The sequence below is a fragment of the Janthinobacterium goodfellowi genome (assembly GCF_051380695.1).
Classification (GTDB): domain Bacteria; phylum Pseudomonadota; class Gammaproteobacteria; order Burkholderiales; family Burkholderiaceae_D; genus Janthinobacterium.
The window spans coordinates 712,912-738,034 of record NZ_JBNYXN010000003.1 but is presented as its reverse complement, the minus strand read 5'-3'; the positions used below and the strand labels follow the sequence as shown (position 1 = coordinate 738,034).

The 25,123-nt window shown below is 61.1% G+C and carries 22 protein-coding genes; 9 read left to right on the top strand and 13 right to left on the bottom strand.

Features of this window, described 5'->3' with window-relative positions; genetic code table 11:
* Window positions 1-33 precede the first annotated feature (33 nt).
* From ccoN to ACQ4WQ_RS15730, 6 genes are all read left to right on the top strand, one after another.
* Window positions 34-1,461: a cytochrome-c oxidase, cbb3-type subunit I gene (ccoN, locus tag ACQ4WQ_RS15755; RefSeq protein ID WP_326459182.1), complete on the top strand. Its 1,428-nt coding sequence runs from the start codon at window positions 34-36 to the stop codon at window positions 1,459-1,461.
* 15 nt (window positions 1,462-1,476) lie between these two features.
* Window positions 1,477-2,091, top strand: coding sequence for a cytochrome-c oxidase, cbb3-type subunit II (ccoO, locus tag ACQ4WQ_RS15750; protein WP_070223252.1), 615 nt, complete (start codon window positions 1,477-1,479; stop codon window positions 2,089-2,091).
* Between the two features lies 1 nt (window position 2,092).
* The gene (locus ACQ4WQ_RS15745) at window positions 2,093-2,296 is read left to right on the top strand and encodes a cbb3-type cytochrome oxidase subunit 3 (protein ID WP_046681777.1); all 204 of its coding nucleotides are present in this window, start codon (window positions 2,093-2,095) and stop codon (window positions 2,294-2,296) included.
* Window positions 2,289-3,209, top strand: coding sequence for a cytochrome-c oxidase, cbb3-type subunit III (ccoP, locus tag ACQ4WQ_RS15740; protein ID WP_046681778.1), 921 nt, complete (start codon window positions 2,289-2,291; stop codon window positions 3,207-3,209). Before ACQ4WQ_RS15745 ends, ccoP begins: the two co-directional genes overlap by 8 nt.
* A gap of 4 nt (window positions 3,210-3,213) precedes the next feature.
* Window positions 3,214-4,596 (top strand): cytochrome c oxidase accessory protein CcoG, encoded by a 1,383-nt coding sequence (gene ccoG / locus ACQ4WQ_RS15735; protein ID WP_326459181.1) that lies wholly within the window; start codon window positions 3,214-3,216, stop codon window positions 4,594-4,596.
* A gap of 62 nt (window positions 4,597-4,658) precedes the next feature.
* Window positions 4,659-5,183 (top strand): FixH family protein, encoded by a 525-nt coding sequence (locus ACQ4WQ_RS15730; RefSeq protein WP_436498253.1) that lies wholly within the window; start codon window positions 4,659-4,661, stop codon window positions 5,181-5,183.
* Between the two features lie 3 nt (window positions 5,184-5,186).
* On the opposite strand, the gene fnr is transcribed toward ACQ4WQ_RS15730, so the two are convergent.
* The gene (fnr, locus tag ACQ4WQ_RS15725) at window positions 5,187-5,945 is read right to left on the bottom strand and encodes a fumarate/nitrate reduction transcriptional regulator Fnr (protein ID WP_034782711.1); all 759 of its coding nucleotides are present in this window, start codon (window positions 5,943-5,945) and stop codon (window positions 5,187-5,189) included.
* Window positions 5,946-6,184: 239 nt separating this feature from the next.
* Here fnr and ACQ4WQ_RS15720 point away from each other — a divergent pair, with 239 nt between their 5' ends.
* Complete coding sequence (locus ACQ4WQ_RS15720; RefSeq protein WP_436498251.1) at window positions 6,185-9,259, top strand: response regulator; 3,075 nt, start codon at window positions 6,185-6,187, stop codon at window positions 9,257-9,259.
* Window positions 9,260-9,351: 92 nt separating this feature from the next.
* Here ACQ4WQ_RS15720 and ACQ4WQ_RS15715 read toward each other — a convergent pair whose 3' ends face one another.
* From ACQ4WQ_RS15715 to modA, 4 genes are read right to left on the bottom strand one after another with little or no spacing between them, the layout of a single operon-like run.
* Window positions 9,352-10,119 carry a TOBE domain-containing protein gene (locus tag ACQ4WQ_RS15715; RefSeq protein ID WP_436498343.1) on the bottom strand — a complete coding sequence of 256 codons (768 nt, stop codon included), beginning with the start codon at window positions 10,117-10,119 and terminating at the stop codon, window positions 9,352-9,354.
* 40 nt (window positions 10,120-10,159) lie between these two features.
* Complete coding sequence (locus ACQ4WQ_RS15710) at window positions 10,160-10,870, bottom strand: sulfate/molybdate ABC transporter ATP-binding protein (RefSeq protein ID WP_326457877.1); 711 nt, start codon at window positions 10,868-10,870, stop codon at window positions 10,160-10,162.
* Complete coding sequence (gene modB, locus ACQ4WQ_RS15705) at window positions 10,867-11,538, bottom strand: molybdate ABC transporter permease subunit (protein ID WP_436498248.1); 672 nt, start codon at window positions 11,536-11,538, stop codon at window positions 10,867-10,869. Before modB ends, ACQ4WQ_RS15710 begins: the two co-directional genes overlap by 4 nt.
* A 15-nt stretch (window positions 11,539-11,553) precedes the next feature.
* On the bottom strand, window positions 11,554-12,312 hold the full coding sequence (gene modA / locus ACQ4WQ_RS15700) for a molybdate ABC transporter substrate-binding protein (RefSeq protein ID WP_436498246.1): 759 nt from the start codon (window positions 12,310-12,312) through the stop codon (window positions 11,554-11,556).
* Between the two features lie 525 nt (window positions 12,313-12,837).
* On the opposite strand from modA, the gene ACQ4WQ_RS15695 reads away from it, so the two are divergent.
* The gene (locus ACQ4WQ_RS15695; RefSeq protein WP_436498244.1) at window positions 12,838-14,103 is read left to right on the top strand and encodes a DNA cytosine methyltransferase; all 1,266 of its coding nucleotides are present in this window, start codon (window positions 12,838-12,840) and stop codon (window positions 14,101-14,103) included.
* Window positions 14,104-14,198: 95 nt separating this feature from the next.
* Here the strand turns inward: ACQ4WQ_RS15695 and ACQ4WQ_RS15690 are convergent, their stop codons facing one another.
* The 6 genes from ACQ4WQ_RS15690 to ACQ4WQ_RS15665 all read right to left on the bottom strand — a co-directional run bounded on the left by ACQ4WQ_RS15690 (window position 14,199) and on the right by ACQ4WQ_RS15665 (window position 20,438).
* A complete protein-coding gene (locus ACQ4WQ_RS15690) occupies window positions 14,199-15,056 on the bottom strand; it encodes a hypothetical protein (protein WP_436498242.1) in 858 nt (285 codons plus the stop codon).
* 220 nt (window positions 15,057-15,276) lie between these two features.
* Window positions 15,277-16,290, bottom strand: coding sequence for a bile acid:sodium symporter family protein (locus ACQ4WQ_RS15685; protein ID WP_436498240.1), 1,014 nt, complete (start codon window positions 16,288-16,290; stop codon window positions 15,277-15,279).
* 202 nt (window positions 16,291-16,492) lie between these two features.
* Window positions 16,493-16,855: a BON domain-containing protein gene (locus ACQ4WQ_RS15680; RefSeq protein WP_034752546.1), complete on the bottom strand. Its 363-nt coding sequence runs from the start codon at window positions 16,853-16,855 to the stop codon at window positions 16,493-16,495.
* A 267-nt stretch (window positions 16,856-17,122) separates the two neighbouring features.
* On the bottom strand, window positions 17,123-18,490 hold the full coding sequence (locus ACQ4WQ_RS15675) for a sigma 54-interacting transcriptional regulator (RefSeq protein ID WP_077398322.1): 1,368 nt from the start codon (window positions 18,488-18,490) through the stop codon (window positions 17,123-17,125).
* Window positions 18,487-19,029: a hypothetical protein gene (locus ACQ4WQ_RS15670; RefSeq protein ID WP_326457871.1), complete on the bottom strand. Its 543-nt coding sequence runs from the start codon at window positions 19,027-19,029 to the stop codon at window positions 18,487-18,489. The genes ACQ4WQ_RS15675 and ACQ4WQ_RS15670 overlap by 4 nt, the downstream gene beginning before the upstream one ends.
* A complete protein-coding gene (locus ACQ4WQ_RS15665; protein ID WP_436498238.1) occupies window positions 19,026-20,438 on the bottom strand; it encodes a HAMP domain-containing sensor histidine kinase in 1,413 nt (470 codons plus the stop codon). Before ACQ4WQ_RS15665 ends, ACQ4WQ_RS15670 begins: the two co-directional genes overlap by 4 nt.
* A 283-nt stretch (window positions 20,439-20,721) precedes the next feature.
* On the opposite strand from ACQ4WQ_RS15665, the gene ACQ4WQ_RS15660 reads away from it, so the two are divergent.
* Complete coding sequence (locus tag ACQ4WQ_RS15660; RefSeq protein WP_436498236.1) at window positions 20,722-23,592, top strand: insulinase family protein; 2,871 nt, start codon at window positions 20,722-20,724, stop codon at window positions 23,590-23,592.
* A gap of 92 nt (window positions 23,593-23,684) precedes the next feature.
* On the opposite strand, the gene ACQ4WQ_RS15655 is transcribed toward ACQ4WQ_RS15660, so the two are convergent.
* Window positions 23,685-24,089 carry a VOC family protein gene (locus ACQ4WQ_RS15655; RefSeq protein ID WP_326457882.1) on the bottom strand — a complete coding sequence of 135 codons (405 nt, stop codon included), beginning with the start codon at window positions 24,087-24,089 and terminating at the stop codon, window positions 23,685-23,687.
* A 57-nt stretch (window positions 24,090-24,146) separates the two neighbouring features.
* Window positions 24,147-25,037: a helix-turn-helix transcriptional regulator gene (locus ACQ4WQ_RS15650; protein ID WP_436498234.1), complete on the bottom strand. Its 891-nt coding sequence runs from the start codon at window positions 25,035-25,037 to the stop codon at window positions 24,147-24,149.
* Window positions 25,038-25,123: the final 86 nt, after the last annotated feature.

Below are 25,123 nucleotides of genomic sequence, written 5' to 3'. Positions count from 1 at the left end.
CCATCATAAATAGTAATTCCAGGGAGAGTCTTTGTGGATCAATCGCTGAACTATAACTACAAGATCGTGAAGCAATTCGCGGTCGCTACTGTGGTATGGGGCATCATCGGCATGCTGGTTGGCGTTATCATCGCCGCTCAGCTGGCCTGGCCTGCCCTGAACCTCGACATACCTTGGCTGACATACGGACGTCTGCGTCCGCTGCACACGAATGCGGTGATTTTCGCCTTCGGCATCTGCGGCCTGTTCGCCACTTCGTACTACGTCGTGCAACGCACCTGCCAGGTGCGCCTGTTTTCCGACAAGCTGGCCGCCTTCACGTTCTGGGGCTGGCAAGCCGTGATCCTGTGCGCCGTCGTCAGCCTGCCCATGGGCCTGACCCGCGGCAAGGAATACGCGGAACTGGAATGGCCTATCGCCATCCTCATCGCCATCGTCTGGATCGCCTACGCCATCGTCTTCTTCGGCACCCTGATCAAGCGCAAGGTCAAGCATATCTACGTGGCCAACTGGTTCTTCGGCGCCTACATCCTGGCTGTGACGATTTTGCACGTGGTCAATGGCGCCGTCATGCCGGCCTCGTTCACCAAGTCGTATTCCGCCTACGCGGGCGTGCAGGACGCCATGATCCAGTGGTGGTACGGCCATAATGCGGTGGGCTTCATCCTGACCGCCGGCTACCTGGGCATGGTCTACTACTTCATCCCGAAACAGGCCGAGCGCCCCGTGTACTCGTACCGTCTGTCGATCGTCCACTTCTGGGCGCTGATCTTCACCTACATGTGGGCGGGCCCGCACCACCTGCACTACACGGCCTTGCCTGACTGGACGCAATCGATCGGCATGGTCTTCTCGCTGGTCCTGCTGGCGCCAAGCTGGGGCGGCATGATCAACGGCATCATGACCCTGTCGGGCGCCTGGCACAAGCTGCGCACCGACCCGATCCTGAAATTCATGATCGTCTCGCTGTCGTTCTACGGCATCGCCACCTTCGAAGGTCCGATGATGTCGATCAAGACCATCAACTCGCTGTCGCACTACACCGACTGGACCGTGGCCCACGTGCATGCGGGCGCTCTGGGCTGGGTGGGCTTCATCACCATGGGTTCGATCTACTATCTGCTGCCGCGCCTGGCGGGCCGCACGCAGATGCACAGCACGCGCCTGGTCGACGTGCACTTCTGGGTGGCCACCATCGGCATCGTGCTGTACATCGCCGCCATGTGGATCGCCGGCGTGATGCAGGGCCTGATGTGGCGCGCGGTCAATCCGGACGGCACCCTGACCTACACCTTTGTCGAAAGCGTGAAAGCAACGTATCCGTACTACGTGGTGCGCGTGGCCGGTGGCCTGCTGTACCTGTCGGGTATGTGCATCATGGGCTACAACACCTGGATGACTCTGCGCGGCAGCAAACTCCCCGTCGCCCGCATTCCGGAACTGAACGCGGCGCACGCCTGATAGGAGCAAAAGCAAATGAAATTTTCACATGCATGGATTGAGAAAAACCCCTGGCTGCTGATCGCCCTGGTCACGGTGGTGATCAGTATCGGCGGCGCCGTCGAGATCGTCCCCCTGTTCTTCCAGAAGAGCACGACGGAGCCCGTCGCCGGCCTGAAACCGTATTCGCCGCTGCGCCTGGCGGGCCGCGACATCTACGTGCGCGAAGGCTGCTACAACTGCCACTCGCAGATGGTGCGTCCGCTGCGCGCGGAAACGGAACGCTATGGCCACTATTCGGTCGCCGGCGAGTTCGTCTACGACCGTCCGTTCCAGTGGGGTTCCAAGCGCACGGGTCCCGACCTGGCCCGCGTGGGCGCCCGCTACAGCGACGAATGGCACCGCACGCACTTGAACAACCCGCGCGACGTGGTGCCCGAGTCGAACATGCCGGCCTACCCATGGCTGGCGAAGACCAAGCTGGTACCCGACGACATCATGCCGAAGATGCGCGCCCTGAAACGCCTGGGCCAGCCGTACAGCGATGAAGAGATCGCCGCCGGCCCCGCGCAGCTGCAGGACAAGACGGAAGAAGACGCCCTGGTCGCCTATCTGCAAGGCCTCGGTACATTAATCAAAACAAGGAATTAGCATGGCAATCGAAAACCTGTTTGACAGCGCCAGCAGCGTCATGACGGTGGTTTCCTTTACGACGTTCGTGGGCATCCTGTGGTGGACGTTCAGCCGCAGCAATGGCGACTTCGACGCGGCGGCGCGCCTGCCGTTCGCCGACGACGCGCTCGACTATCCGGCCGAGGCCGAGACGAACCTGGCGAAGGAGCGCAACCATGGCTGACTTTACCAACGGCTTCTGGAATATCTACATCGTCGTGCTGTCCCTGCTGGGCATCATCGGCTGCGGCGTGCTGCTGTACTCGCAGTCGAAAGTGAAAGTGGCCGCCGGCGCCCCCGCCGACGGCACCACGGGCCACGTCTGGGACGAGGACTTGAAGGAACTCAATACGCCGATGCCGCGCTGGTGGATGTGGCTGTTCTACATCACCATCGTCTTCGCGCTGGCCTACCTGTTCCTGTACCCGGGCCTGGGCACCTATGCCGGCAGCCTGGGCTGGAAATCGACGGGCCAGTACGAAGAAGAGCTGAAGAAGGCGGAAGCCGACTACGGTCCCCTGTTCAACAAGTACCTGAGCCAGGACTTGAAGACGGTGGCCGCCGATCCGCAGGCGCAAGCGATCGGCCAGCGTTTGTTCCTGACCTACTGCGCGCAATGCCACGGTTCGGATGCGCGCGGCAACAAGGGCTTCCCCAACCTGACCGACAAGGACTGGCTGTATGGCGGCGATCCCGACATCATCAAGACCACCATCATGCACGGCCGCAATGGGCAGATGCCGCCGATGGGCGCCGCGCTGGGTTCCGAAAAGGATGTCGAGAACGTGGCCCATTATGTGCTGAGCCTGTCCGGTTCCACCTCGGACCCCGTCAAGTCCGTGCTGGGCAAGGCCAAGTTCGGCGCCTGCATGGCCTGTCACGGCGCCGATGCGAAGGGCAACCAGATGCTCGGTGCGCCCAACCTGACGGACAAGATCTGGCTGTACGGCGGCAGCGCCGATACCATCATGGAAACCGTGCGCAAGGGGCGCAACAACACCATGCCGGCCTTCAGCGACTTCCTCGGCGAATCCAAGGTACACGTGCTGTCGGCGTATGTCTGGAGCCTGTCGAATCCCCAGACGCCCGTGAAATGATGTAATGGAACCTCAAGTCATCAAGATGTATGCGGCCCGCGAGCAAATCTACCCTCGCGAGGCCAAAGGACGCTACGCTACCTGGCGATGGGTATGCGTATGGCTTACCCAGCTCGCGTTCTACGGCTTGCCGTGGTTGACCTGGAATGGCAGGCAAGCCCTGCTGTTCGATTTGACCACGCGCAAGTTCTACATTTTCGGCGTCGTGCTGTGGCCCCAGGATTTCATCTATCTGGCGGCCCTGCTGATCATCTGTGCATATCTGCTGTTCCTCGTCACGGCCATTGCCGGGCGGGTGTGGTGCGGGTTCTCTTGCCCGCAAACGGTGTACACGGAAATCTTCCTGTGGGTCGAACGCCGCATCGAGGGCACGCGCAGCGCGCGCATGGCCCTCGACAAGCAGGGCCCCTCCGTGCGCAAGGCATTCAAGAAGACGGCCAAGCACCTGGTCTGGGGCGCCATCGCCCTGTGGACGGGCTTTACCTTTGTCGGCTACTTCACGCCGATCAAGGAACTGGCGCGCGAGGTGACCACCCTCAATTTCGGTCCCTGGGAATGGTTCTGGGTCTTGTTCTACAGCCTGGCAACCTACGGCAACGCGGGCTGGCTGCGCGAGCAGGTGTGCAAATACATGTGCCCCTACGCGCGCTTCCAGAGCGCCATGTTCGACCAGGACACCCTGATCATCACCTACGATGCCAAGCGCGGCGAACCACGCGGCGCGATGAGCAAGAAGGCCGGCAACAACGACAAGCTGGGCGACTGCATCGATTGCACCCTGTGCGTGCAGGTGTGTCCGACCGGCATCGATATCCGCAACGGCCTGCAGTATGAATGCATCGGCTGCGCCGCCTGCGTCGACGCCTGCAATACCGTGATGGACAAGGTCGAGCGGCCGCGTGGCCTGATACGCTACAGCACCGACCATGCGATGGAAAACAACTTCAATTCGAAGCAGATCCGCCAGCGCGCCATGCGCCCGCGCGTGCTGATCTACACGTCCATCCTGGCCCTGATCATCATCGCCGTGTGTACTTCGCTGGCCCTGCGCACGCCGCTGAAAATGGACGTGATCCGCGACCGCGGTTCGATGGGACGCGAAGTGGAAGACGGCATGATCGAAAACGTCTATCGTTTGCAGATCATGAACACCTCGGAGCAAAGCCAGCATTTCAAAATCAGCGCATCCGGCTTGCCGGGCCTGACCTTGCTGACGCGCGAAGAAGTGACCTTGCAGCCGACGGAAACGCTGGGCTGGCCGATCCGCCTGCGCGTGCCGCACGGCGTCGGCGAGAAGGGGTCGAACAAGATAGCGATCGAATTGCACTCGCTGGACGATCCGTCGCTGCATGTGCGCGAAAGCGCGGTCTTCATCGTGCCGCGCTAATGCAGGAAGGCCGGTCCCCGCATGGGGGCTGGCCGTACACACAGAAACACAGGAGAAATACCATGTCCGACAGTCTGAAACTGCAAGCTCCCGTTGCCCCGTGGTACAAGCATCGCTGGCCATGGCTGCTGATGATCGGTCCCGGCCTGTCCGTGGTCGTCGGCAGCTTCATGGGCTATATCGCGTTTACGCAGCCCGACGCGCTGGTGGTGGGCGATTATTACAAGCAGGGCAAGGCGATCAACCAGGATTTGCGGCGCGATACGGTCGCCAGCAACCTGGCGATGGATACGACCCTGGCGTATGACGTCGCTGCAGCGCGCCTCAGCGGTTCCGTGCACAGCTTCGGCAAGGCGTACCAGGGGCCGCTGCAGCTGCACCTGGCGCATGCGACCCTGCCGGAAAAGGATATCAAGCTGCTGGTGCAGCCCGATGCGGCCGGCAATTTCTCGGTGGCGCTGCCGATGCTCGAGCGCAGCCGCTGGCAGGTGCTGGTGGAAAACGACAAACGCGAGTGGCGCCTGTCCGGCATCTGGACCTGGCCGTTGCAACGCAGCATCGCGCTGCACGCGGATGAGGAACTGTAAGCCTTATTTACAGACGTCGGTGCCGGCCGTAATGGCTTTTAACTTGGCCGGCTGCAGGATCTCGATCTCGCGGTTGGAGACGCGCAGCCAGCCTTCCTTCTTGAACTTGGACAGCAGGCGGCTGACGCTCTCGATGGTCAGGCCCAGGTAGTTGCCGATTTCCTCGCGCGACATGCGCAGCTGGAAATTGCTGCCAGAATAGCCGCGCGCCTCATAGCGCGACGCCAGGTTGACGATGAAGGCGGCAAAGCGCTGCGTCGCCTGCATATTGCCCAGCAACAGCATCACGCTTTGCTCGCGCGTGATTTCCTGGCTCATCATGCGGTGGAAATGGCGGAGCAGGGTCGGCATATTGCCCAGCAATTGTTCCAGGCTGGAAAACGGGATTTCACACACTTCGCTGTCTTCCAGCGCCACCGCATTACAGTGGTGGCGGTCGGCGCTGATGGCGTCCATGCCCAGCAGTTCGCCGGCCATCTGGAAACCCGTCACCTGCTCTTCGCCGCCCGGATTGATCTGGTACGTCTTGAAGTGCCCCAGGCGGATCGCGTACAGGTTCTGGAACGAGTCGCCGATGCGGAACAGCGAGGCGCCGCGCACGATCTTGCGGCGGCGGCCGATGATCTGGTCCAGCCTGTCCATGTCGCCCACATCAAGGCCCATCGGCAGGCACAATTGATGCATGCTGCACGTCGAGCATCGCGCTCGCAACGCTTCCACGTTCACTGTGGGCAAGGTTGGAGTGAGTAGCGCTTCAGTCATGTCGGTACCTTTAAGAAAATGCAACAACAAGTTTACTGCATACCGGGTTGCCGTGTGCCAATTTCACCGTAATTTCGGCGAATAAACGACGTCCAGCCTTTAATTATATGGCAACATCGTCAAAAGCCCATGCGGAGAGGGCAATTTGCGTGGCGGCGCTTGCCAAGCTGGGGTATTGATAGGAAAATTCCTGACAGCATTATCTGCCGCCTGTGCCGCACGGTACTGAAAAGGAAATCATGAAGCCTCTCGGCATCAAAGCAAAAGTCGCGCTGGCTACCAGCCTGACCTCGATCGCCATGATCGCGCTGGTCACCATGATCCAGGTGCAGCACATGCGCGACGATTTCACCCGGGTCCTGCTGAGCCAGCAATCGTCGCTGATCACCCGCACCGCCGCCGAACTCGACGACAAGCTGGGCATGCTGCTGCAGATCGTCACCCTGACGGCACGGCAGCAGCCGCCGGAACTGATCGGCCAGCCCGCCCAATTGCGCGACTACTATTCGCGCCGCTCGATGCTGGTGCTGTTCGACGACGTGCTGGTGCTCGACGCGTACGGCGCCGTCGTGGCCGACATGCCGGAAGTGGCGGGGCGCGCCGGCATCAACGTCGCCGAGCGCGAGTACTTCCAGACCGTGCTGCGCACGCGCCAGCCCATGATCACCGAGCCGATGCTGGGCAAATCGAGCGGCATGCCCATCGTGCAGATGGTCGCGCCCATACTCGCCGCCGATGGCCGGGTGGCCGGCGTGTTGATCGGCGTGCTGCGCCTGTACAAGGACAACCTGCTGGGCCGCCTGCGTTCGGAAAAGATCGGCAAGAGCGGCTATTACTTCATCCTCACGCGCGGCGCCGTGCCGCGCTATGTGCTGCACCCCGACACCAGCCGTTTGCTGCAGCCGCGCCTGCCGAACGCCAACCTGACGACCACCCAGCTGCTGAAGGACGATGGCGAAGGCACCATGGTCAGCACCAACAGCCGCGGCATCACGGCCGTCAACAGTTTCAAGCGCCTGAAATCGGTGAACTGGCTGCTGGCCGCCTCGCTGCCCCTCGACGACGCCTTCGAACCGTTCGACGGCGTGCTGTACCGGCTGGTGCTGTGGAGCATCCTCGCCTCGCTGCTGGCCGCAGCCGTTCTGGGCTGGGTCACCGTGCGCCTGCTCTCGCCCCTGGTGCGCCTGCGCGACACCCTGCAGGCGCTGCGCACCAGCGGCAGCCGTTTCACCCCCGTGCCGGTGCAGCAGCGCGACGAGATCGGCGAACTGACGGAAGCGTTCAACGGCCTGATGAGCGAACGCGACCGGCTGCAGCAGGAACTCGAATCGCGCGCGGCGGAGCTGGAGCAGGAACGCGACCGGGCCGAGGCGGCCAACCGCGCGAAGAGCGACTTCGTGGCCAACATGAGCCATGAAATCCGCACGCCCCTCAATGCCGTGCTGGGCATGGTGTATCTGCTGGGAAATACCAAGCTCGACACGGAACAGCGCAAGTATCTGACCATGGTGCGCGTGGCGGGCCAGTCGCTGCTGGGCATCCTCAACGACGTGCTCGACTATTCGAAGATCGAGGCGCGCCGCATGGAATTGTCGCCCGTCGAATTCGACCTCGACGAGGTCATGAACACGCTGGCCACGACGATGACCATGAATGCGGGCGAAAAGGAGCTGGAACTGGCCATTGCCGTCGAGCCCGACGTGCCGCGCCGCCTCGTGGGCGACGCCCAGCGCCTGCAGCAAATCCTCGTCAACCTGGCCGGCAACGCCATCAAGTTCACCGAGAGCGGCGAAGTGGTGGTGGCCGTCAGCCTGGCCGAGAAGGACAACGGCCGCGCCTGGCTGCGCTTCGAAGTGCGCGACACGGGCATCGGCATGACGGAACTGCAGCAACAGCAGCTGTTTGCCGCGTTTTCGCAGGGCGACCAGAGCATCACGCGGCGCTTCGGCGGCACGGGCCTGGGCCTGGCCATCAGCAAACAGCTGATCCACATGATGGGCGGCGACATCGCCGTCGCCAGCAGCGAAGGCAAGGGCAGCCGCTTCTGGTTCAGCGTGCCGTTCGACATGCTGGCGCAGCCGGCCGAAACGCGGCGCACGCCCGCCCTGGGCCAGCTGCGCCTGCTGGTGGCCGACGACAACCGCACCACGCGCGAACTGATCGTCAAGCTGATCGAGGCGTGGGGCTGGCTGGCCGACGAAGTGGATTCCGGCTTTGCCGCCATCGAACTGTACCGCGAACGCCTGGCGCAGCAGCAGCCGTACGACGTGGTGCTGGCCGACTGGCACATGCCCGTCATGGACGGCCTGGCCACGGCCAAGGCCATCCGCCAGGCGGCCAGCGGCCAGCGCCAGCCCATCGTCGTGATGGTCAACGCCTTCGCCCGCAACCACCTGGAGGAAATCTCCAGCGCGGCCGAGGCCGACGTCGTGCTGATGAAGCCGATCACGGGCTCGAGCCTGTTCGATGCCCTGCACCAGGCGCTGATCGCGAAGAACGACGGCGGCGAGCAGCGCATGCTGCACCAGCCGCTGGGCACGGAACTGGCCGGCGTGCATTTCCTGCTGGTGGAAGACAACCATTTGAACCAGGCCGTGGCGCGCGGCATCCTCGAACACATGGGCGCCACCCTGGACGTGGTGGGCGACGGCTTACAAGCCGTGGAACGGCTGCGCACGGAAGCGCTGCGCTACGACATCGTGCTGATGGACATGCAGATGCCCGTCATGGACGGTTTCAGCGCCACCCACATCATCCGCTCGGAGCTGCGCCTGAACCTGCCTGTGATAGCCATGACGGCCGGCGTGCTGGCGTCCGAGCGCGAGCGCTGCATGACGGCCGGCATCAGCGATTTCATCGCCAAGCCCGTGGTAGTGGAAGAGATGATGGAAGTCATCCTGCGCCACCTGCCCAAGCGCCCGCCAGTGCAGACGGCCGAGCCGGCGCCCGTCACCGACGAGGAAGTGTTTTCCATGGCGCCGCTGATGCGCGTGATGGGGCGCGACGCGAAGGGGCGCGGCGTGCTGCGGCGTATGGTGGAAGACGCGCTGAACAAGGGCATGACGCCTGTGCGCGACGCCGAAACGGCGTTGCAGGCGGGCCGCCACAGCGATGTGGCGCGCATCCTGCACGGCGTGCGCGGTTCCGTCGGCACCCTGGGCACGAAACGCCTGATCCGCGCCGCGTTCGCCACCGAGGAAGCCATCGATGCGGGCCGCCTCGACGAGGTGCCGTCGCTGCTGGCGCAGACGGCGCAGGAGCTGGAGCAGGCGCTGGCGGCCGCCGCCGATTGGTTGTCCAGGCTGAAGGATTAAGCCTGCAACATAAAACTGGGGTCAGACCCGCCGGGTCTGACCCCGGAACCTTGTCGGATTACGCGCTTGCGCGCTAATCCGACCTACCCCATTTACGCCGGCACACCCAGGATCACGCTGGACGCCTTGAAAATCGCCGTCACCTTGCTGCCGATCGCGATGCCCAGCTCGGTGCTGCTCTGGTTGGTGATGATGGCGGCGATCGTGCCGCCACGGGGCAAGTCCAGCACCACTTCCGTGTTGACGGCGCCCGTCTGCACGCGCGTCACCAGCCCGGCCAGCTGGTTGCGCGCGGAAAAGCGCGCGCCTTCGCTGTCGGCCACGAGGATGATCGACGAGGCCTTGATCAGCGCAAACGCTTCCGCGCCCGGCACCAGGCCCAGGCTGGCGCTGCTGCCCTGCGTGACGATGGCCACGATGTGCTGTCCACCGGGCAATTCCAGGGTCACTTCGTCGTTGACGGCGCCCTGTTTCAGTTCGGCCACCTTGCCCAGGAATTGGTTGCGTGCCGTGGTTTTCATGGCCATTCTCCGTATGAGTAAAAGATCGTCGGCGATGCCTTCGGCCTGGCTGCCCAGCTGGCGCAGGTAGCGCGCATGCTCGCGCTCAATGATGCGGAAATTGTCGACCAGCTGGCGTCCCCGCTGCGTCAGGCGCGTGCCGCCGCCGCCCTTGCCGCCTGTCAAGCGCTCGACCAGCGGCTCGCCGGCCAGGTTGTTCATCGCGTCGATGGCATCCCAGGCCGCCTTGTAGCTCATCTTCACAAGCTTGGCCGCCTGCGTGATGGAGCCGCATTCGGCGATGGCGCCCAGTAATTCAACCCGGCCGGCGCCACCCAGGTGCTCGCCGCCCACCGTCATCCATACCGAGCCTTGCAAGCCGATTTCCGCTGCCGCTGATTTATCCAATGCGTTCACCCAATGCCATGTGTTCTTCCCTGTTATCGATCTGTCCGTCACGCAAGTACAGCACATGCTCGCCCAGGATGCGCGCATCTTCCGGATCATGGGTGATCAGGATCATGGGCACGTCCAGGCGCTGCTGCCACTGGCTCAGTTCCAGCCGCATTTTGACACGCAGGGCCGGATCGAGGGCGGCAAACGGCTCGTCGAGCAGCAGGGCGTTTGGTTCGGCCACGAGTGCCCTCGCCAGCGCCACCCGCTGGCGCTGGCCTCCGGACAACTCGTCGGGAAACTGGTGCGCCAGTTCCTGCAAGTGAAACGCGTCGAGCCAATGCTCGACCTTCTGCAATTTTTCGCGCGCGCGGGGATTGAACCAGCCGCGCGCCAGGCCGAAGCCCACGTTCTGGCGCACCGTCAGGTGCGGGAACAGCGCGTAATCCTGGAACAGGTAGGCGACATTGCGCTGCTGCGGCGGCAAGTTGATGCCGGCGGCGGAATCGAACAGGGTGCGCCCGTTCAGGCGGATATGGCCAGCGTCCGGCGTGAAGAGTCCGGCAATGGCTTTCAAGGTCATGCTCTTGCCGGCGCCGGACGGGCCATACATGGCGATGCGCTGGCTGCCGGAGGTGCATTGCACCTGCAGGTCGAAACGGCGTTTGCCGGAGCGCAAGGTGGCGCGAATGTCGAGGTCGAGTTGCATAGCGGTCATTTGTGAGCGATGCGCCCGGGCGCCAGGCGGCCGGCCGACAGCAGCACCACGATACACACGGCAGAGGTGATCAGCACCAGGGTGTTGGCCACGTCGTCCTGGCCCGCCTGCACGGCTTCATACACGGCCACCGACAGGGTCTGCGTCTTGCCGGGAATGCTGCCGGCCACCATCAGGGTGGCGCCGAATTCACCGAGCGCACGCACGAATCCCAGCAGCACGCCGGCCAGGATGCCGCGCCAGGCCAGCGGTAACGTAACGCGAAAGAAAATCGCCATTTCGGAGATGCCCAGCACGCGGGCCGCCTGCTCCAGCTGCCCGTCGACCGCTTCGAAGGCGGCGCGCGCGGGCTTGAAGACGAGGGGAAAGGCGACCACCGTGGAAGCGATCACGGCGCCCTGCCAAGTAAAAATGAGGTTGATGCCGAAGTTGTCCTGCAACCAGATGCCCAGGGTGCCGCGCCGGCCCAGCAGCACCAGCAGGTAATAACCGAGCACGGTGGGCGGCATCACCATCGGCAGGGTCAACAGGGCGTCGAGCAGCTCGCGCCCGGGAAAACGCACGCGCGCCAGCAGATAGCCCGTACCGATGCCGAGCAGCAAATTGAGCGCCGTGGCCCAGGCCGCCACTTTCAGCGACAGGGCCAGCGCGGTCCAGGCGATATCCATGCGGGCGCGGTGGCGTTAGGGTTTCTTGAAACCGTACTTGGCCAGGATGGCTTGCGCCGGCGCCGTCTGCAGGTAGCTGACGAAGCGCTTCGCTTCGGCCGCATTGCCGCTGCCCTTGATGGTGGCGATCGGGTACAGCACGGGCGAGGCCAAAGGCACGTCCAGCACCACGTTGACCTTGTCTTTCATGATGGCCGCGTCGGTGGCGTAGACAAAGCCCGCATCGACTTCGCCGCGCGCCACGTAGTCGAGCGACTGGCGCACGTTTTGCGTGCCGATGGCTTTCGGCTGCACGGCGTCCCACAGATTCGCCTTCTTCAGCGCGCCTTCGGAGTAATGGCCGACGGGCACGCTGGCAGGGTTGGCGATGGCCACGCGCGTCACGCCCTTGTGCGTCAGATCCGCCAGGCTCTTGATGCCCAGCTTGCTATCGTGCGGCACGATCAGCACCAGGCTGTTGCAGACGAAGTCCATGCGGTCGGCCGGCAATACCAGGCCCTGCTTTTGCGCAGCATCCATGGTTTCCTGGTCCGCCGAGGCAAACACGTCCACGGGCGCGCCCTTGACGATCTGCTGCAGCAGCACGCCCGAGGCGGCAAAGTTCAAGGACACCTTGCTGCCCGGATACTGCGCCTCGTAGCTTTGCGCCGCATCCTTGAACGCGTTCGTCAGGCTGGCCGCGGCCGACACCACCACTTCGCCGGCAACGGCGGAGGTGGCGGCGGTAGCGAGCAGGGCGGCGCCAAGCAGGCGGGCGAGGGAGGTGAGGCGCATGGTCGTATCCTTGTAAAGTGAACGGTGAACAAGGACCGTAATATACACTTATATATAGCGTTCTGCCATCGTACAGGTCAAGACAACACAAACCAGATATCCTGATATACTGTATATAAATACAGTCATATTATTGAGCCCTAGAATTGACGAACCAACTAGCCGGGAGAAGAATGCAACACGTGAAGCCGCAAGCAATCGTCCCCTTGGGCAACATGACGTTAAAGCAGATGCTGCATGATGACACGGCCTCGAAGAGGGTACTGGCCGGCAAGAATTTTCAAAAACATCATTTAGGCTCATCAACTTAATTTATGTTGGATCTAAATAGCAGACCTCAGCTCTTAATCAAAAAGTAAACTGTAGATAAATTATTACAATCTGCACATTACAAGTCAGCATACCGACGATTGGTAAAGACACTACAAGCTTCGATTCAGTGGCAGAAAACGATCGACTTTTGACGGCCAACAAAGTAAAATACAGTTAGTTATTTTTGAATCAGTACGAAGTATGGAGAATTACATGAGCCGTCCAATAGGAATCGACTTGTTTGCAGGGGCAGGCGGTTTATCGTTAGGTTTTGAACAAGCTGGATTTGATATTGCTGCAGCTATCGAAATCGATCCGATTCACTGCGCGACGCACGAATATAATTTCCCAAAAACAAAAACGATTTGCGCGAGCGTCGTCGATCTATCAGGTAGTGATATTCGCATTCAAAGTGGAATAGGTAATCGCGAAATAGATGTAGTGTTTGGTGGTGCACCATGCCAAGGCTTTTCAATGATTGGAAAACGCGCACTGGATGACAATCGTAATCAGTTGGTCTTTCACTATGTTCGTCTTGTGCATGAACTAAAACCAAAATATTGCGTTTTTGAAAATGTAAAAGGATTGACGCTTGGCAAACATTCACAATTCCTTACTGAGCTAATCGATGCATTAGGTGATGCAGGATATAATGTTCTGATGCCATATAAAGTCTTAAATGCATCTGCATTTGGTGTCCCACAGTCAAGAGAGCGACTCTTCCTTATGGCCGCTCGAAAAGATCAAGTGCTCCCCGAATATCCAGTAGCAGCTAAGGATTGTGTGACGGTGGGAGACGCTATAGCTGATTTGCCAGACGTAAATCAACACCGCGCTTTAGAGAACTCAGACTCAGTAAAGCTGCAATGGAAAACCGATTCTAAATACGCACGCTGCTTACGAGGAATGATCAAAGATTCATCCGATTACAGCTACAGGCGTGCTTTCGACGTAAATGAGCTGACATGCAGTTCGATCACCGAACATACAGAAATGTCAAAGGCTCGATTTCTTGCAACAACACCAGGCCAGACCGAAAAAATCAGTCGTTTCTTAAGACTTTCTCTCGAAGGAGTCTGCAACACGCTACGCGCCGGTACTGATAGCGCTAGAGGAGCGCATACATCTCCTCGTCCGATCCATCCAATTTACCCACGAGTTCTGACTGTCCGCGAGGCTGCGCGTCTTCACTCATATCCCGATTGGTTCCGAATGCATGTCACTAAGTGGCATGGATTTAGACAAATTGGCAATAGTGTTCCGCCATTGCTTGGACGTGCTGTTGCATCGGCTGTTATACAAGCGCTGGGCATCCAACCTACGATTCCAAACGGCACAATAAAGCTTGGTGATCCAGCACTTTTAGCTATGAACATGGGACAAGCAGCGTCTTACTTTTCTGTCCTGCGAACAGTTATTGCCCAGCGAAATAGAAAACCATCGGAAACATCAAAGACTGCAGACCTATTTGAAAAATAGCACCTTTACCGGAGCATGCTTCAGTTTATTATTCAATGTCCTTAGCTTAGCCAATCGCAGGAAACTCCCTGCGATTGAAAAAATTCCTTTGTTTACTATATACCTTGAACCGATGGTTGCAAAACAAACATAGCTTCCCGATGAAAAATTGGTACATCGAACGTTGCGATATCATCGCGGTGAACCGATTTAAATTCAACGACATACATTCCCTTGCCTTTAATTGCAGCAATTGCTGTTGGAACAATTAAGTCATTCGAAGTAGATTCAAAAGCAGCTTTAACCTGTCGGGCTATCTGCTCAGTCAAAATGCGTTGATTCCCTTGTTTAGCCTCCACTGTGATGAGTACACTACCTGATGGGTTTACGATACTAGGAATACATTTCGCAAGATATAAAGCATCGATTTGGACCTTCCGCAATTTAATGTCCATCTGCAGATGGTTTAATTCCAATGCTTCAATTTGTCTGTTTTCACCAATAGCAAAATGACTTTCAATAATACGAAGATTCACTGCTACCTGTAAAAGCCACGATTCGTCAGTTCGGCCAAGTGCCTTCGATGCAAGTGGCAGGCTTAAGCTTTGAATCTGATAGCGGGGCGTATCGTCCGTTGGCCGGAAATCAACATCGAAGCTCTCCGAAACACCTGCGACCACAGGCACGAATGCAAATACATTTCCATCACCGGTTCGCTGCTCACCAATAAATCCTAACTGTCGAACACTGTCAGGCCAAATCTTTGCAGCTCCTGTTCCTCGGACTATGTCTTTCATGAAGTTGTATGGATTACTATCCAACTTGATGGTGGCGCCTAAAAAATCATTGCAGTAACGTTTTGCATCCTCCAAATCTTTTGCAGTAACGACACTTCTACTTAACTTACCCGTGCTTGGATCGTACAATAAATTAAAGATACGCTCGATAACGATAGTTTTCTGACTTTTTGACATTGATGACCTATTTTTATTTAACATCCTAAATGATTAATTATCTTCAACAATATTGAATTTTTTACTTTAGCGGACCATGATAATTTTTATAATACGCAAGGTTTAATTCAAGTTTAGATCAGTGGTTTTAAATTTGGCAAGGCCAATTGAATAATTATTTTTCACACCGTCAACAAGGACACGAAAATTGTATATTGGTGATTGAAAAAGTTCTCTTTATTTAAGGCGTAGATATCGAAACTTTCGATATCTCGTCGCGCCGCGCATAACGCTGCGCAATCACGGCGCAAATCATCAATTGAATCTGGTGGAACAGCATCAGCGGCAAGATCACCATGCCCAGCGAGTGCGTGGCAAACAAGACCTTGGCCATCGGCACGCCGCTGGCCAGGCTTTTCTTCGAACCACAGAAAACGATGGCGATTTCGTCTTCCTTGCTAAAGCCCAGGCGGCGGCTGATGAATGTCATCAAGCCCAGGACCAGCGCCAGCAGCACGATGCTGAACACGCCCAGCGCCACCAGGGTTTCCACCGAGATCGTGTGCCACAGGCCTTCGCTGACGGCTTCGCTGAAGGCCGTGTAGACCACCAGCAAAATGGAACCCTGGTCGACGAATTTCAGCATGGCCTTGTGGCGGTCGACCCAGCGGCCGATCCAGCGGCGCAGGAATTGGCCGGCCAGGAAGGGCAGCAGCAATTGCATGACGATGGACAGCACGGCGTCGACCGACGACTTGCTTTCCGCGCCTTTCGCCACCAGCAAGCCCACCAGGATGGGCGCAAGGAAAATGCCGATGAAATTCGAGGCCGAGGCGCTGCAGATGGCGGCCGGCACGTTGCCGCGCGCCATGGCCGTCAGGGCGATCGACGATTGCACGGTCGATGGCAAGGCGCACAGGAACAGGATGCCCACGTACAGCTCGGGCGTGAGAAAGGTCAGCGCCAGCGGACGCAGGGCCAGGCCCAGCAGGGGGAACAAAATGAACGTGCTGGCCAGCACCAGCAAATGCAGGCGCCAGTGCATGACGCCAGCCACCACGGCTTCGCGCGACAGCTTGGCCCCATGCAGGAAGAACAGGGCGCCGATGGCAACGGTGGTGATATTGCCGAAGACCACGGCCGTCTGGCCCGTGCAGGGCAGGAAGCTGGCCAGCGCCACGGTGACGAGCAGGGCGATGGTGAAGTTGTCGGGTTTCAGATTGCGCAACAGGGCGGCGGGAGAAAAAGAAGACATGCGGTAGCCTGGTAGCGGCCCAGCCTTGCAACACTGCGCCGTGGATGACAAAAAGCGCCGGAATCGGCGCCAGTGCTGGCTATTCTAACCCTATTGCCGAGCTACCTGCCTGGAAGCAAGCGTGGCTTGTGGACACAATGGCACAAAAAAATGCCCTGTCCGCAGACAGGGCAACCCGGAGTAAAGTACAGCGCGAGGGCGATTAGCCGGCGGCTTTGACTTTCAGCTCGTTCTTGATTTCTTTCACGCCGCTCACGGAAGCGACGATCTGCACGACGCGGTCACCCGCTTCGGCGCTCGGCACGTCGCCCGACAGGACGACGACACCTTGCTGGGTTGCTACCTTGACTGGCAGGGCAGCGGCTTGCGCATCGGCGCTCAGGGCGGCCTTGGCCGAGGAAGTGATGGTTTCATCAGGGACGGCAGCGGCGGCGTTGGCGGCCACGACGGTGTCAGCAGGAGCTTGTGCTTTTGGGGCGGAGTCAGCTGCATGCGAAGCGGTGATCGAGGCGCCCGACAGTACGATAGCGGCGACCAGGGTATTGAACAGTTTCGATGTTTGCATGGTAGTTCCTCTCAATGAAGTTAAAAGCTTCTTACTTGGATAAAGCAACACTTTGAAGCGTCACACCTACCCCTACAGCAAGCGCCGTGCCAGCTTTTAAAATTCATTCAAAATCAACGACTTACATGCGAAGTCGATTTTTTCCGCGCCTTTCCACCGGATCTGGCCCGAAAAACGGGGATTTTTGTCGCCTGACAGCGACAGCTTGTGGCAAGACAATCAATATTTCTAGGTAACTCCTTGATTATCCACACTTTATTTTTGTCGCTATTCAGCGACAGGGTCGCCGTCGGCCCGAAACAGGGCCGGCGTCAGCTCGTATTTCTGCAGTAAACGGTAGAACTCCGTGCGGTTGCGGTCGGCCAGGCGGGCCGCATCGGCCACGTTGCCGTCCGTCAGGCGCAGCAGCTGGATCAGGTAGTCGCGCTCGAAGCGCTGCTTCGCTTCGTTATAGCTGAGCGCTTCGAGCGACGGCACGCGCAAGGCCCGCTGCACCAGGCTCAAGGGCACCAGCGGCGCCGTGGCCAGCGCGCACACTTGCTCGACGACATTGACCAGCTGGCGCACATTGCCCGGCCATGGCGCCGCCACCAGGGCCGTGAGGGCGTCGGGCGCGAAGCCGTTCAGCGGTTTCTGGTACTTGGCCGCCAGTTTCTGCAGGAAATGGTTCGCCAGCAAGGCGATATCTTCGCGGCGCTCGGCCAGCGGCGGCAGGGTCAAGGTCACCACGTTGAGGCGGTAATACAGATCTTCGCGGAATTGCCCTTCCGCCATGGCCACATCGAGGTCGCGGTGCGTGGCGGACAATAAGCGCACGTCGACGGGCCGCGTCTGGTCGGCACCCACGGGCCGCACGGCCCGCTCCTGCAGCACCCTCAGCAATTTGACTTGCAGCGGCAGCGGCATGTCGCCGATCTCATCTAAAAACAGGGTGCCGCCATCGGCCGCCTGGAACAAACCTTCGCGGTTGCCGACGGCGCCCGTAAACGAGCCTTTCACGTGGCCGAACAGTTCCGATTCCAGCAGTTGTTCGGGAATCGCGCCGCAGTTGACGGCGATGAACGGCGCCTTGGCGCGGCGGCTGGCGTTGTGCAGCGCGCGTGCCAGCAATTCCTTGCCCGTGCCGCTAGGGCCGCGGATCAGGATGCTGGCGTCGGACCCCGCTACCAGCTTGGCTTCGGCCAGCAGCTCGGCCATCTGCGCACTGCGGCTGATCAGTTCGGCGCGCCAGCTTTCGTCGCCCGATGCCGGCGCCGGCATGACGGTGGACAAGTTGATGGCGTACGCCACTTTTTCCATCAAGAGCTTGCCGTCGAACGGCTTCGTCAGGTAGGCAAACGCGCCGCGCGCCGTCGCATCGACGGCGTCGGGAATGGTGCCATGCGCCGTCAGCAAAATGACGGGCAGGGCCGCGTGCTGACGGCGGATTTCATCGAACAGGGCCAGGCCGTCGCGGCCCGGCAATTGCACGTCGGTAATGACCAGGGCCGGCAATTCCACGGCCAGGCGCGCCAGCGCCGCTTCCGCGCTGCCCACGGCCGTCACGCGGTAGTTGCCCGCCTTCAAGCGGATGGTCAGCAAACGCAGCAGGTCGGGATCGTCGTCGACCAATAAAATGTGGGCGTGCTCGCTCATTTCGCCGCTCCCGCGGCAGGGCGCACGGACAGGCTGCGCTCGATGTTTTTCAACGCCTCGAGTTTTTCATTGAGCAAGTCGTTGCGGCGCTGGGCGTCGCGCAGCTGCGTGTTGAGCTTGTCGATGCTGTCTTCCTGGCGGCGCAGTTCCGCATACTGGCTGCCCAGCAATTGCGCCAGCGGCGCCAGCAGTTGCGCGTCCTTGCCCGTGGCCGTGGCCAGCGGTTCCAGCAAGGCTTGCGCGCGGGCCAGGTCGCCGGGGGCGCGCACGGTCGCCTGCAGCATGGCGCGGCGTATCGTATTGTGCGGCGCATGATCGGCTTTCGCCAGGTCCAGCTGCGCTTTCGCCAGTTCCGACGGCGTCATCAGGCGCAAGGCGCTTTGATACGCGAGCAGTTCGGTCAGCTGGGGATCGGCCACGACCACCACGCGCGGCGGCGTCTGCACCAGAACGGGCGTCTGGGTGGGGGGCTTGGCGGCGCAAGCGCCCAATAGCAGCGCGCAGGCGGCCATGCCGGCCAGGGAAGTTCTCGTCATCATAAGGGCAGTTCTATCCGAAAATGCGCGCCAGCCTGGCGCGGTAAAAGAGTGACGCTGCCATCGTGGGCGGCGATATATTCGCGCACGATGGACAGGCCGATGCCATTGCCGTTGCGCGCGCCGGCCGCCTGGCGCACTCCCTGGTAAAACGGTTCAAAAATGCGCGCGGCATCCTCGGGCGCCACGCCGGCCCCCTCGTCGATGCAATCGATGCGCACACGGCCGCCTTCGCAAGCCAGGCTGAAGCGCACGGTGCCGCCTTCCGGGCTGAAGCGCACGGCATTCGACAGCAGGTTTGCCAGGGCGGTGGCCAGCTTGTCGCGGTCGGCCTGCACGATCAGGGACTCGCCCTTCACATCGACCGTCAAACGGCGCGCCAGCCATTGCAGGCGCTGCGCGGCCACCACATCTTGCAGCAAGACCAGCAAGTCGACCTTGCTGTGCGCCAGATGCTGGGCGTCAAAAGCGGCGGTATTGTAGCGCAGCAAGTCTTCGATCTGGGTTTGCAGCGATGCCGTGTTTTGCTGCAGGATGCCGGCGATTTCGCGCTGGCCATCGCTGAGCTTGCCGGCCACCTCGTCTTCCAGCAAGGCCACGCCTTCGCGCAGGGCCGCCAGCGGCGTTTTCAGCTCATGCGAGATGTGCCGCAGAAAACGTTCCTTGTCGGCATCGAGGTCCGCCAGGCGCTGGCGCAGCCAGTCCAGCTGCTGGCCCAGGCGGCGCGTGTCGGCCGGGCCGCCGACGACGATGGGCTGGTCGTAGCGCTTCTCGCCCAGGCGCTCGATGGCCGTCTCGATGCGGCGCAGCGGACGCGACAATAGAAAACCGAAGCAGGTGGCCAGCACGGCCGCCAGCAGCACGGCGCCGCCCACCAGCATGCCCAGCACGCGGCGCTGGCGTTCCAGCTCGGCCAGCAGGGCGTCGTTGCGGCTGCCGATTTCCGTCTTGCTTTCGCGCGCCAGGCTGTCATTGATCTGCGTCATGCGGGCAAACGCGCGGTACACGACGGCGTGGCCATCGCGCTTGCGGCGTTTTCCGGCCTGCAAGACTTCCCACGCCGATTGCGCCTGCGCCGTCCACTCGTCGGCCAGTTGCGAGGCGAACTCGGGCGTGGCGCGGTTCAGCACTTGCAGCGCCGCCGTCGCTTCGTCGCGCGCCGCCGCGTAGCGCTCGCGGAACACGGGGTCGTCCAGCACGAGGAACTGGCGCGCGCTGCGTTCCATGGCCAGGGTGCGCTCGGACAGGCGCTGCGACTGTTCCGTCAAGGCAATCGCCTGCGCCGCCGTCTCGCGCCCCAGACGCGCCAGGTGCTCCAGGGTCAGCAGGGCTTGCACGGAAGTGGCCGTCAAGATACCCGTCGTCAAAATGAAGGCGGCAAATAACAGTTGGCGAAAGGAAAGTCGGGACAAGGTAGGCGCCTTCGGTTCAGTCTGGAATGCAAAAGGCGCATGGTACGCTAAGCCCCCGTCCCGGGGCGCCACCTGTCCCGAAATAGTTTATTTTGCAACATTGTTGCTTTTCCGGCCGACAAGCAAGGCCCGGCGGCGGCGCACGAATACTCCTAGTACAATAGGGAAAAACTTCACGCAGGCATCAAAGTGGCCCCGCCCCTGGCATTGCGCCACTTTGCCCCCACATGTAATGCAGCCCCACCGACACTCCGAATCACCTACCGCAGAGATCCCATACCGCATGAGCACATTTGAAAAAGTCAGCAGCAACTTCATTCCAGTCTTGCAGGCAACCATCGAGCAATATGTCGAGCCAGCAACGGGCATGCGCCATATCCACATGCATACCGAGCAGGCTGAGATGGTGTTCCTGGTGGCCTTTCCCACTGTGCCGGAAGTGAGCGACGGACGCGCCCACATCCTCGAACACCTGGCCTTGTGCGGCTCGTCGCGCTACCCGGTGCGCGACCCCTTCTTCTCGATGCTGCGCCGTTCGACGGCCACCTTCATGAATGCGATGACCTATCCGGACCGCACCGTGTACCCGTTCGCCAGCACCGACCGCAAGGATTTCTTCAACCTGCTCGACGTGTACCTGGACGCCGCCTTCTTCCCGAATCTCGATTATCTGAATTTCCGCCAGGAAGGCTGGCGCCACGCGTTCGAAGGCGACAAGCTCGTGTACCAGGGCATCGTCTTCAATGAAATGAAGGGCGCCTTCAACAGCCCCATGCGCGCGCTCGACAGCGGCATTGCCAGCGCCTTGCTCAAGGGCACGACATATGAAGTGGAATCGGGCGGCGATCCGCTGAATATCCCCGAGCTGACGCATGACATGCTGAAAGAATTCCACGCCAGCCATTATCACCCTTCGCAAGCCGTGATCATGACCTCCGGCAATATCGAAGCGTCGGCCGTGCAGGAACAAGTCGCGCAACGCGTGCTGTCCAAGCTCAGCGGCTTTAGCCCGCGCCGCCTGCCGCAGCTGGCACCCGCGTGGACGGCGCCGCAGGAAAATATCGTCAAGATTCCGTCACAGGAAGCGCGCGACGATGAATTCGGCCTGCAATTTGCCTGGCTGATGGGCGAGTCGAGCGACCCCATCGCCTACTACCACGCGCATTTGCTGTCGCATGGCTTGCTCGGCGAATCGTCGGCGCCTGTCATGCGCGCCATGGAATCGGCCGGCTATGGCCGCCCATCGGACATGAATGGCCGCGACGCGGGCATCCGCCAGATGGTGTTCCACATCGGCATGGAAGGCTTGACCCAGGAACAGATCGCCGATGCGCACGAGCGCATCTGGACGGCCCTGGAAGAAACGGCGGAAGAGGGCATCCCCGCCGCCGTGCTGCACGCGGCCTTGCGCGACATCAAATACAGCCAGCGCGAAATCAGCAGCGGCCGCATGCCTTACGGCCTGGGCCGTTTGCTGCACGCCTTGCCGCTGGCCATGTACGACGGCAACGTGATGGATGCCTTCGACAATGCGGCCATCCTGGAAACCCTGGAACAGCAGATCGAAGACCCGGCCTTCTTCAAGCAGTTGGTACGCGAGCTGATCGCCAATCCCACCCGTTTGACGACGCACGTGGTGCCCGACAGCGCCTATTTCACGGACCGCGCCGCGCAGGAAGACGCCAAGCTGGCCGCCCTGCAGGCGAAGCTGACGGATGCCGAGCGCGAGCACATCGTGGCCGAGTCGGCCGCGCTGGAAGCGCATCAGCAACTGCCGTCGAATTCGGAAGTGCTGCCGCGCATCCGCCCGGGCGACGTCAGCGCCTTGCCGCGCCCGGCCCTGCCAATTCCACCGGCCATCGATGGTGCCGTGGCGTTCAGCATTGCCTCGAACGGCATCAGCTATGCCAACGTGCTGTACGACGTGTCGAGCCTGCCGGAAGCGTCGTGGCCATGGCTGCGCCTGTACACGGACCTGGCGCCGGAACTGGGCGTGGGCGACATGTCGTTCGACGACGCCAGCGCCTGGCGCCAGAGCATGGTGCCGTCGTTCCACATCGGCCTGGAAGCCATTCCCCGCCCGCAACAAGCGATGCGCGTGGAACTCTCGTTCTCCGCCAGCGGCTTGCGCGAAGAACACGCGGCGATCGCCGCCGTGCTGTCGGCGTGGATCGCCAAGCCCCGCTTCGATGAAGAAGAGCGCCTGGCTTTCCTGATCGAAAGCCTGGTGCAAGACAAACTCTCCAGCCTGGCCGAATCGGGCAACCGCTACGCCATGCTGGCCTCGGCAGCGCCGCTGTCGCCGACGCGCCGCTTCGACGACATCGTCGGCGGCCCGGCAGCATTGCCGTTCTACCGCCGCTTGCAGCAGCTGAGCAAGACGTCGGCAGGCTTGCAGGAAATCGCGCGCGAACTCGACACCCTGCACGCACACATCATCGCCCAGCAGCCGACCGTGCTGTGCGCGGGCCTGGAGCAGGATGGCATCACGCTGGCACGTCTGCTGGAATTGCCAGCCGCCAGCACGGAGGCGGCTGCGCCAGCCGTTGCCGCCGCACCGGTCGCCTTGCCGCTGGCCAACACGGCCCTGCATGCGACAAGCCAGATCAACCATTGCTTCGTTTCCTGGGCCGTGCCCGGCGTGCACAATCCGGACGCTTCGGCCCTGGCCGTCGCTGCCGAACTGATGACCAACCAGGTGCTGCATACGGCCCTGCGCGAAAAAGGCGGCGCCTATGGCGGCAGCGCCAGCTATGCGGCCGGCGCCGGCACGTTCACGCTGAGTTCCTACCGCGATCCGCGCCTGGCCGGCACGTTCGCCGACTTCGGCACGACGCTCGATCAAATCCTCGACGGCGATTTCTCGCAAGAGCAGGTGGAAGAAGCGATCATCTGCGTCATCAAGGGCCTCGACAAGCCGCACTCGCCGTACGCGGAAGCGCTGACGGCGTGGAACATGCAGCAGCGGGGCACGACGGAAGCCGTGCGCCAGCAGTTCCGTACCGGCGTGCTCAATTGCACGCTGGCACAGATCAAGGAAGTCACGCGCACCTGGCTGAAAAACGGCCAGCAAAGCCGCGCCGCGTTTGCGGGCAACACGACGCAAGACCTGGCCGGGCTGGACGTGGTCGATTTGCTGGCGCTGGCTTCCTAAGCTGGCCGGAGACGTCGGATTACGCACGGCTTTGCCGCGCTAATCCGACCTACCCGATCTGCCTGAGCTGTAGCGTAATCCGACACCACCGATCAGCCAGGTACGGCGCCCGGCTCCATGTACATCAATTCCCATTGATGCCCATCGGGGTCCTGGAAACTGTGGCCATACATGAAGCCGAAATCGATCGGCTCCTTGTAGATGCTGCCGCCCGCCTGGACGGCTTTCGCCACCAGCGCATCGACCTCGCCCCTGCTCTCGGCCGACAGGCACACGAGCACTTCCGTCGCCACCTTGGTGTCGCACAGCTGCTTGGGCGTGAATTGCTTGAATTTGTCGTGCGTCAACAGCATCACGAAAATATCGTCGGTGACGATCATGCACGTCGCCGTTTCATCCGTGAAATGGGCATTGAAGCTGAAGCCCAGCGCCGTGAAAAAGGCCACGGAACGCTCGAGCGACTGAACGGGCAGATTGACAAAAATTTTGCGGGCCATCATGTCTCCTTGTGGGTCGTATGAGTAGTTGCTGCCCGCCGATTCTACACCGGCTTTTTACGCGCCCGCGCGTCCCACGGTCTTCGGCGCGTAGCCGAAATAGCGGCTGAAGGCGGCACTGAAATTGGCCGGGTGGCGGTAGCCCGTTTGCCAGCCCGCCTGCGCCACCTGGCAACCATTTTCCAACAGTAACTTTGCCCGCTGCATGCGCAGCGCCAGCAGGGTACGCTGGGGGCTGCCGTTGTAGCGGTAGCGCCATCCCTGCTTGAGTTTGAACAAACTCAGCCCCACTTGCGCGCACAGGTAATCGAGCGTGAGTGACTGCGCCATCTGCTCCTGCATCAGCGCGTGGACGCGCTCCAGTTTCATGATGTCGGCCTCGCTCCAGCGCGGCACGGGCGCGGGCGCGGGCCGCAGTCCCCGCAGCTGCTCCGCCAGGATACTCAGCACGCCGATATGCACGGCCAGCGGGTCCGTCGCGCGCAGCAGCGAACGGGCGTGCAGGACGGAAGTCGGCGTGGTAGCCGCATGCGCCAGCTGGCGCGCGCCGCCGTGGGGCAGCAGGGACGCCAAACCCTCGGGCCAGTAGCGCGCCAGCGCCTCTTCATCGACCAGCACGCGCAATTGCGCCGCCCGTTGATGCGCCTCGAAACGGCGCTCGCCGCTGACGTGGCGAAACACCGTCATGGTCGTGTGGCCGCCCTGGAAACGCAATTGCCCGCCATCGCGCGTGACGTAGCCGGACGCGCCTTCCAGGCCGATGGTGATCACCATGCCGCCCCCGTCGTCATGCTGCGATGGTTCGACGAGCGCAAGCCGTGGCCGGTAGTCGGAATGCACGAGCAGCAAGCCCTGGTCGACCTGGCGCTGGTCGGCGCGGCACTCTTTCAAGCCCGGGTCCAGCTGGCGCCGCGTCCAGCCTGCCGCTTCCCTGTCCTGTCCCCTCATCGCTCCTCCCTGTCCTTGCGCGCCGTCGCGCATACGAAATGCGCCGTGCCGCATACAAACGCAAATGATAATTATTCTCATTGTTG

Bases quoted from the DNA above. Each gene is read 5' to 3' on its own strand.
- ACQ4WQ_RS15650 (WP_436498234.1), bottom strand. From the start codon at position 25,037: ATGAGGGGACAGGACAGGGAAGCGGCAGGCTGGACGCGGCGCCAGCTG.
- ccoO (WP_070223252.1), top strand. From the start codon at position 1,477: ATGAAATTTTCACATGCATGGATTGAGAAAAACCCCTGGCTGCTGATC.
- fnr (WP_034782711.1), bottom strand. From the start codon at position 5,945: ATGACTGAAGCGCTACTCACTCCAACCTTGCCCACAGTGAACGTGGAA.
- ACQ4WQ_RS15695 (WP_436498244.1), top strand. From the start codon at position 12,838: ATGAGCCGTCCAATAGGAATCGACTTGTTTGCAGGGGCAGGCGGTTTA.
- modA (WP_436498246.1), bottom strand. From the start codon at position 12,312: ATGCGCCTCACCTCCCTCGCCCGCCTGCTTGGCGCCGCCCTGCTCGCT.
- ACQ4WQ_RS15710 (WP_326457877.1), bottom strand. From the start codon at position 10,870: ATGACCGCTATGCAACTCGACCTCGACATTCGCGCCACCTTGCGCTCC.
- ACQ4WQ_RS15685 (WP_436498240.1), bottom strand. From the start codon at position 16,290: ATGTCTTCTTTTTCTCCCGCCGCCCTGTTGCGCAATCTGAAACCCGAC.
- ccoG (WP_326459181.1), top strand. From the start codon at position 3,214: ATGGAACCTCAAGTCATCAAGATGTATGCGGCCCGCGAGCAAATCTAC.
- ACQ4WQ_RS15690 (WP_436498242.1), bottom strand. From the start codon at position 15,056: ATGTCAAAAAGTCAGAAAACTATCGTTATCGAGCGTATCTTTAATTTA.
- ACQ4WQ_RS15730 (WP_436498253.1), top strand. From the start codon at position 4,659: ATGTCCGACAGTCTGAAACTGCAAGCTCCCGTTGCCCCGTGGTACAAG.
- ccoP (WP_046681778.1), top strand. From the start codon at position 2,289: ATGGCTGACTTTACCAACGGCTTCTGGAATATCTACATCGTCGTGCTG.
- ACQ4WQ_RS15670 (WP_326457871.1), bottom strand. From the start codon at position 19,029: ATGATGACGAGAACTTCCCTGGCCGGCATGGCCGCCTGCGCGCTGCTA.
- modB (WP_436498248.1), bottom strand. From the start codon at position 11,538: ATGGATATCGCCTGGACCGCGCTGGCCCTGTCGCTGAAAGTGGCGGCC.
- ACQ4WQ_RS15660 (WP_436498236.1), top strand. From the start codon at position 20,722: ATGAGCACATTTGAAAAAGTCAGCAGCAACTTCATTCCAGTCTTGCAG.
- ACQ4WQ_RS15655 (WP_326457882.1), bottom strand. From the start codon at position 24,089: ATGGCCCGCAAAATTTTTGTCAATCTGCCCGTTCAGTCGCTCGAGCGT.
- ACQ4WQ_RS15720 (WP_436498251.1), top strand. From the start codon at position 6,185: ATGAAGCCTCTCGGCATCAAAGCAAAAGTCGCGCTGGCTACCAGCCTG.
- ACQ4WQ_RS15745 (WP_046681777.1), top strand. From the start codon at position 2,093: ATGGCAATCGAAAACCTGTTTGACAGCGCCAGCAGCGTCATGACGGTG.
- ACQ4WQ_RS15675 (WP_077398322.1), bottom strand. From the start codon at position 18,490: ATGAGCGAGCACGCCCACATTTTATTGGTCGACGACGATCCCGACCTG.
- ACQ4WQ_RS15715 (WP_436498343.1), bottom strand. From the start codon at position 10,119: ATGACGGTGGGCGGCGAGCACCTGGGTGGCGCCGGCCGGGTTGAATTA.
- ACQ4WQ_RS15680 (WP_034752546.1), bottom strand. From the start codon at position 16,855: ATGCAAACATCGAAACTGTTCAATACCCTGGTCGCCGCTATCGTACTG.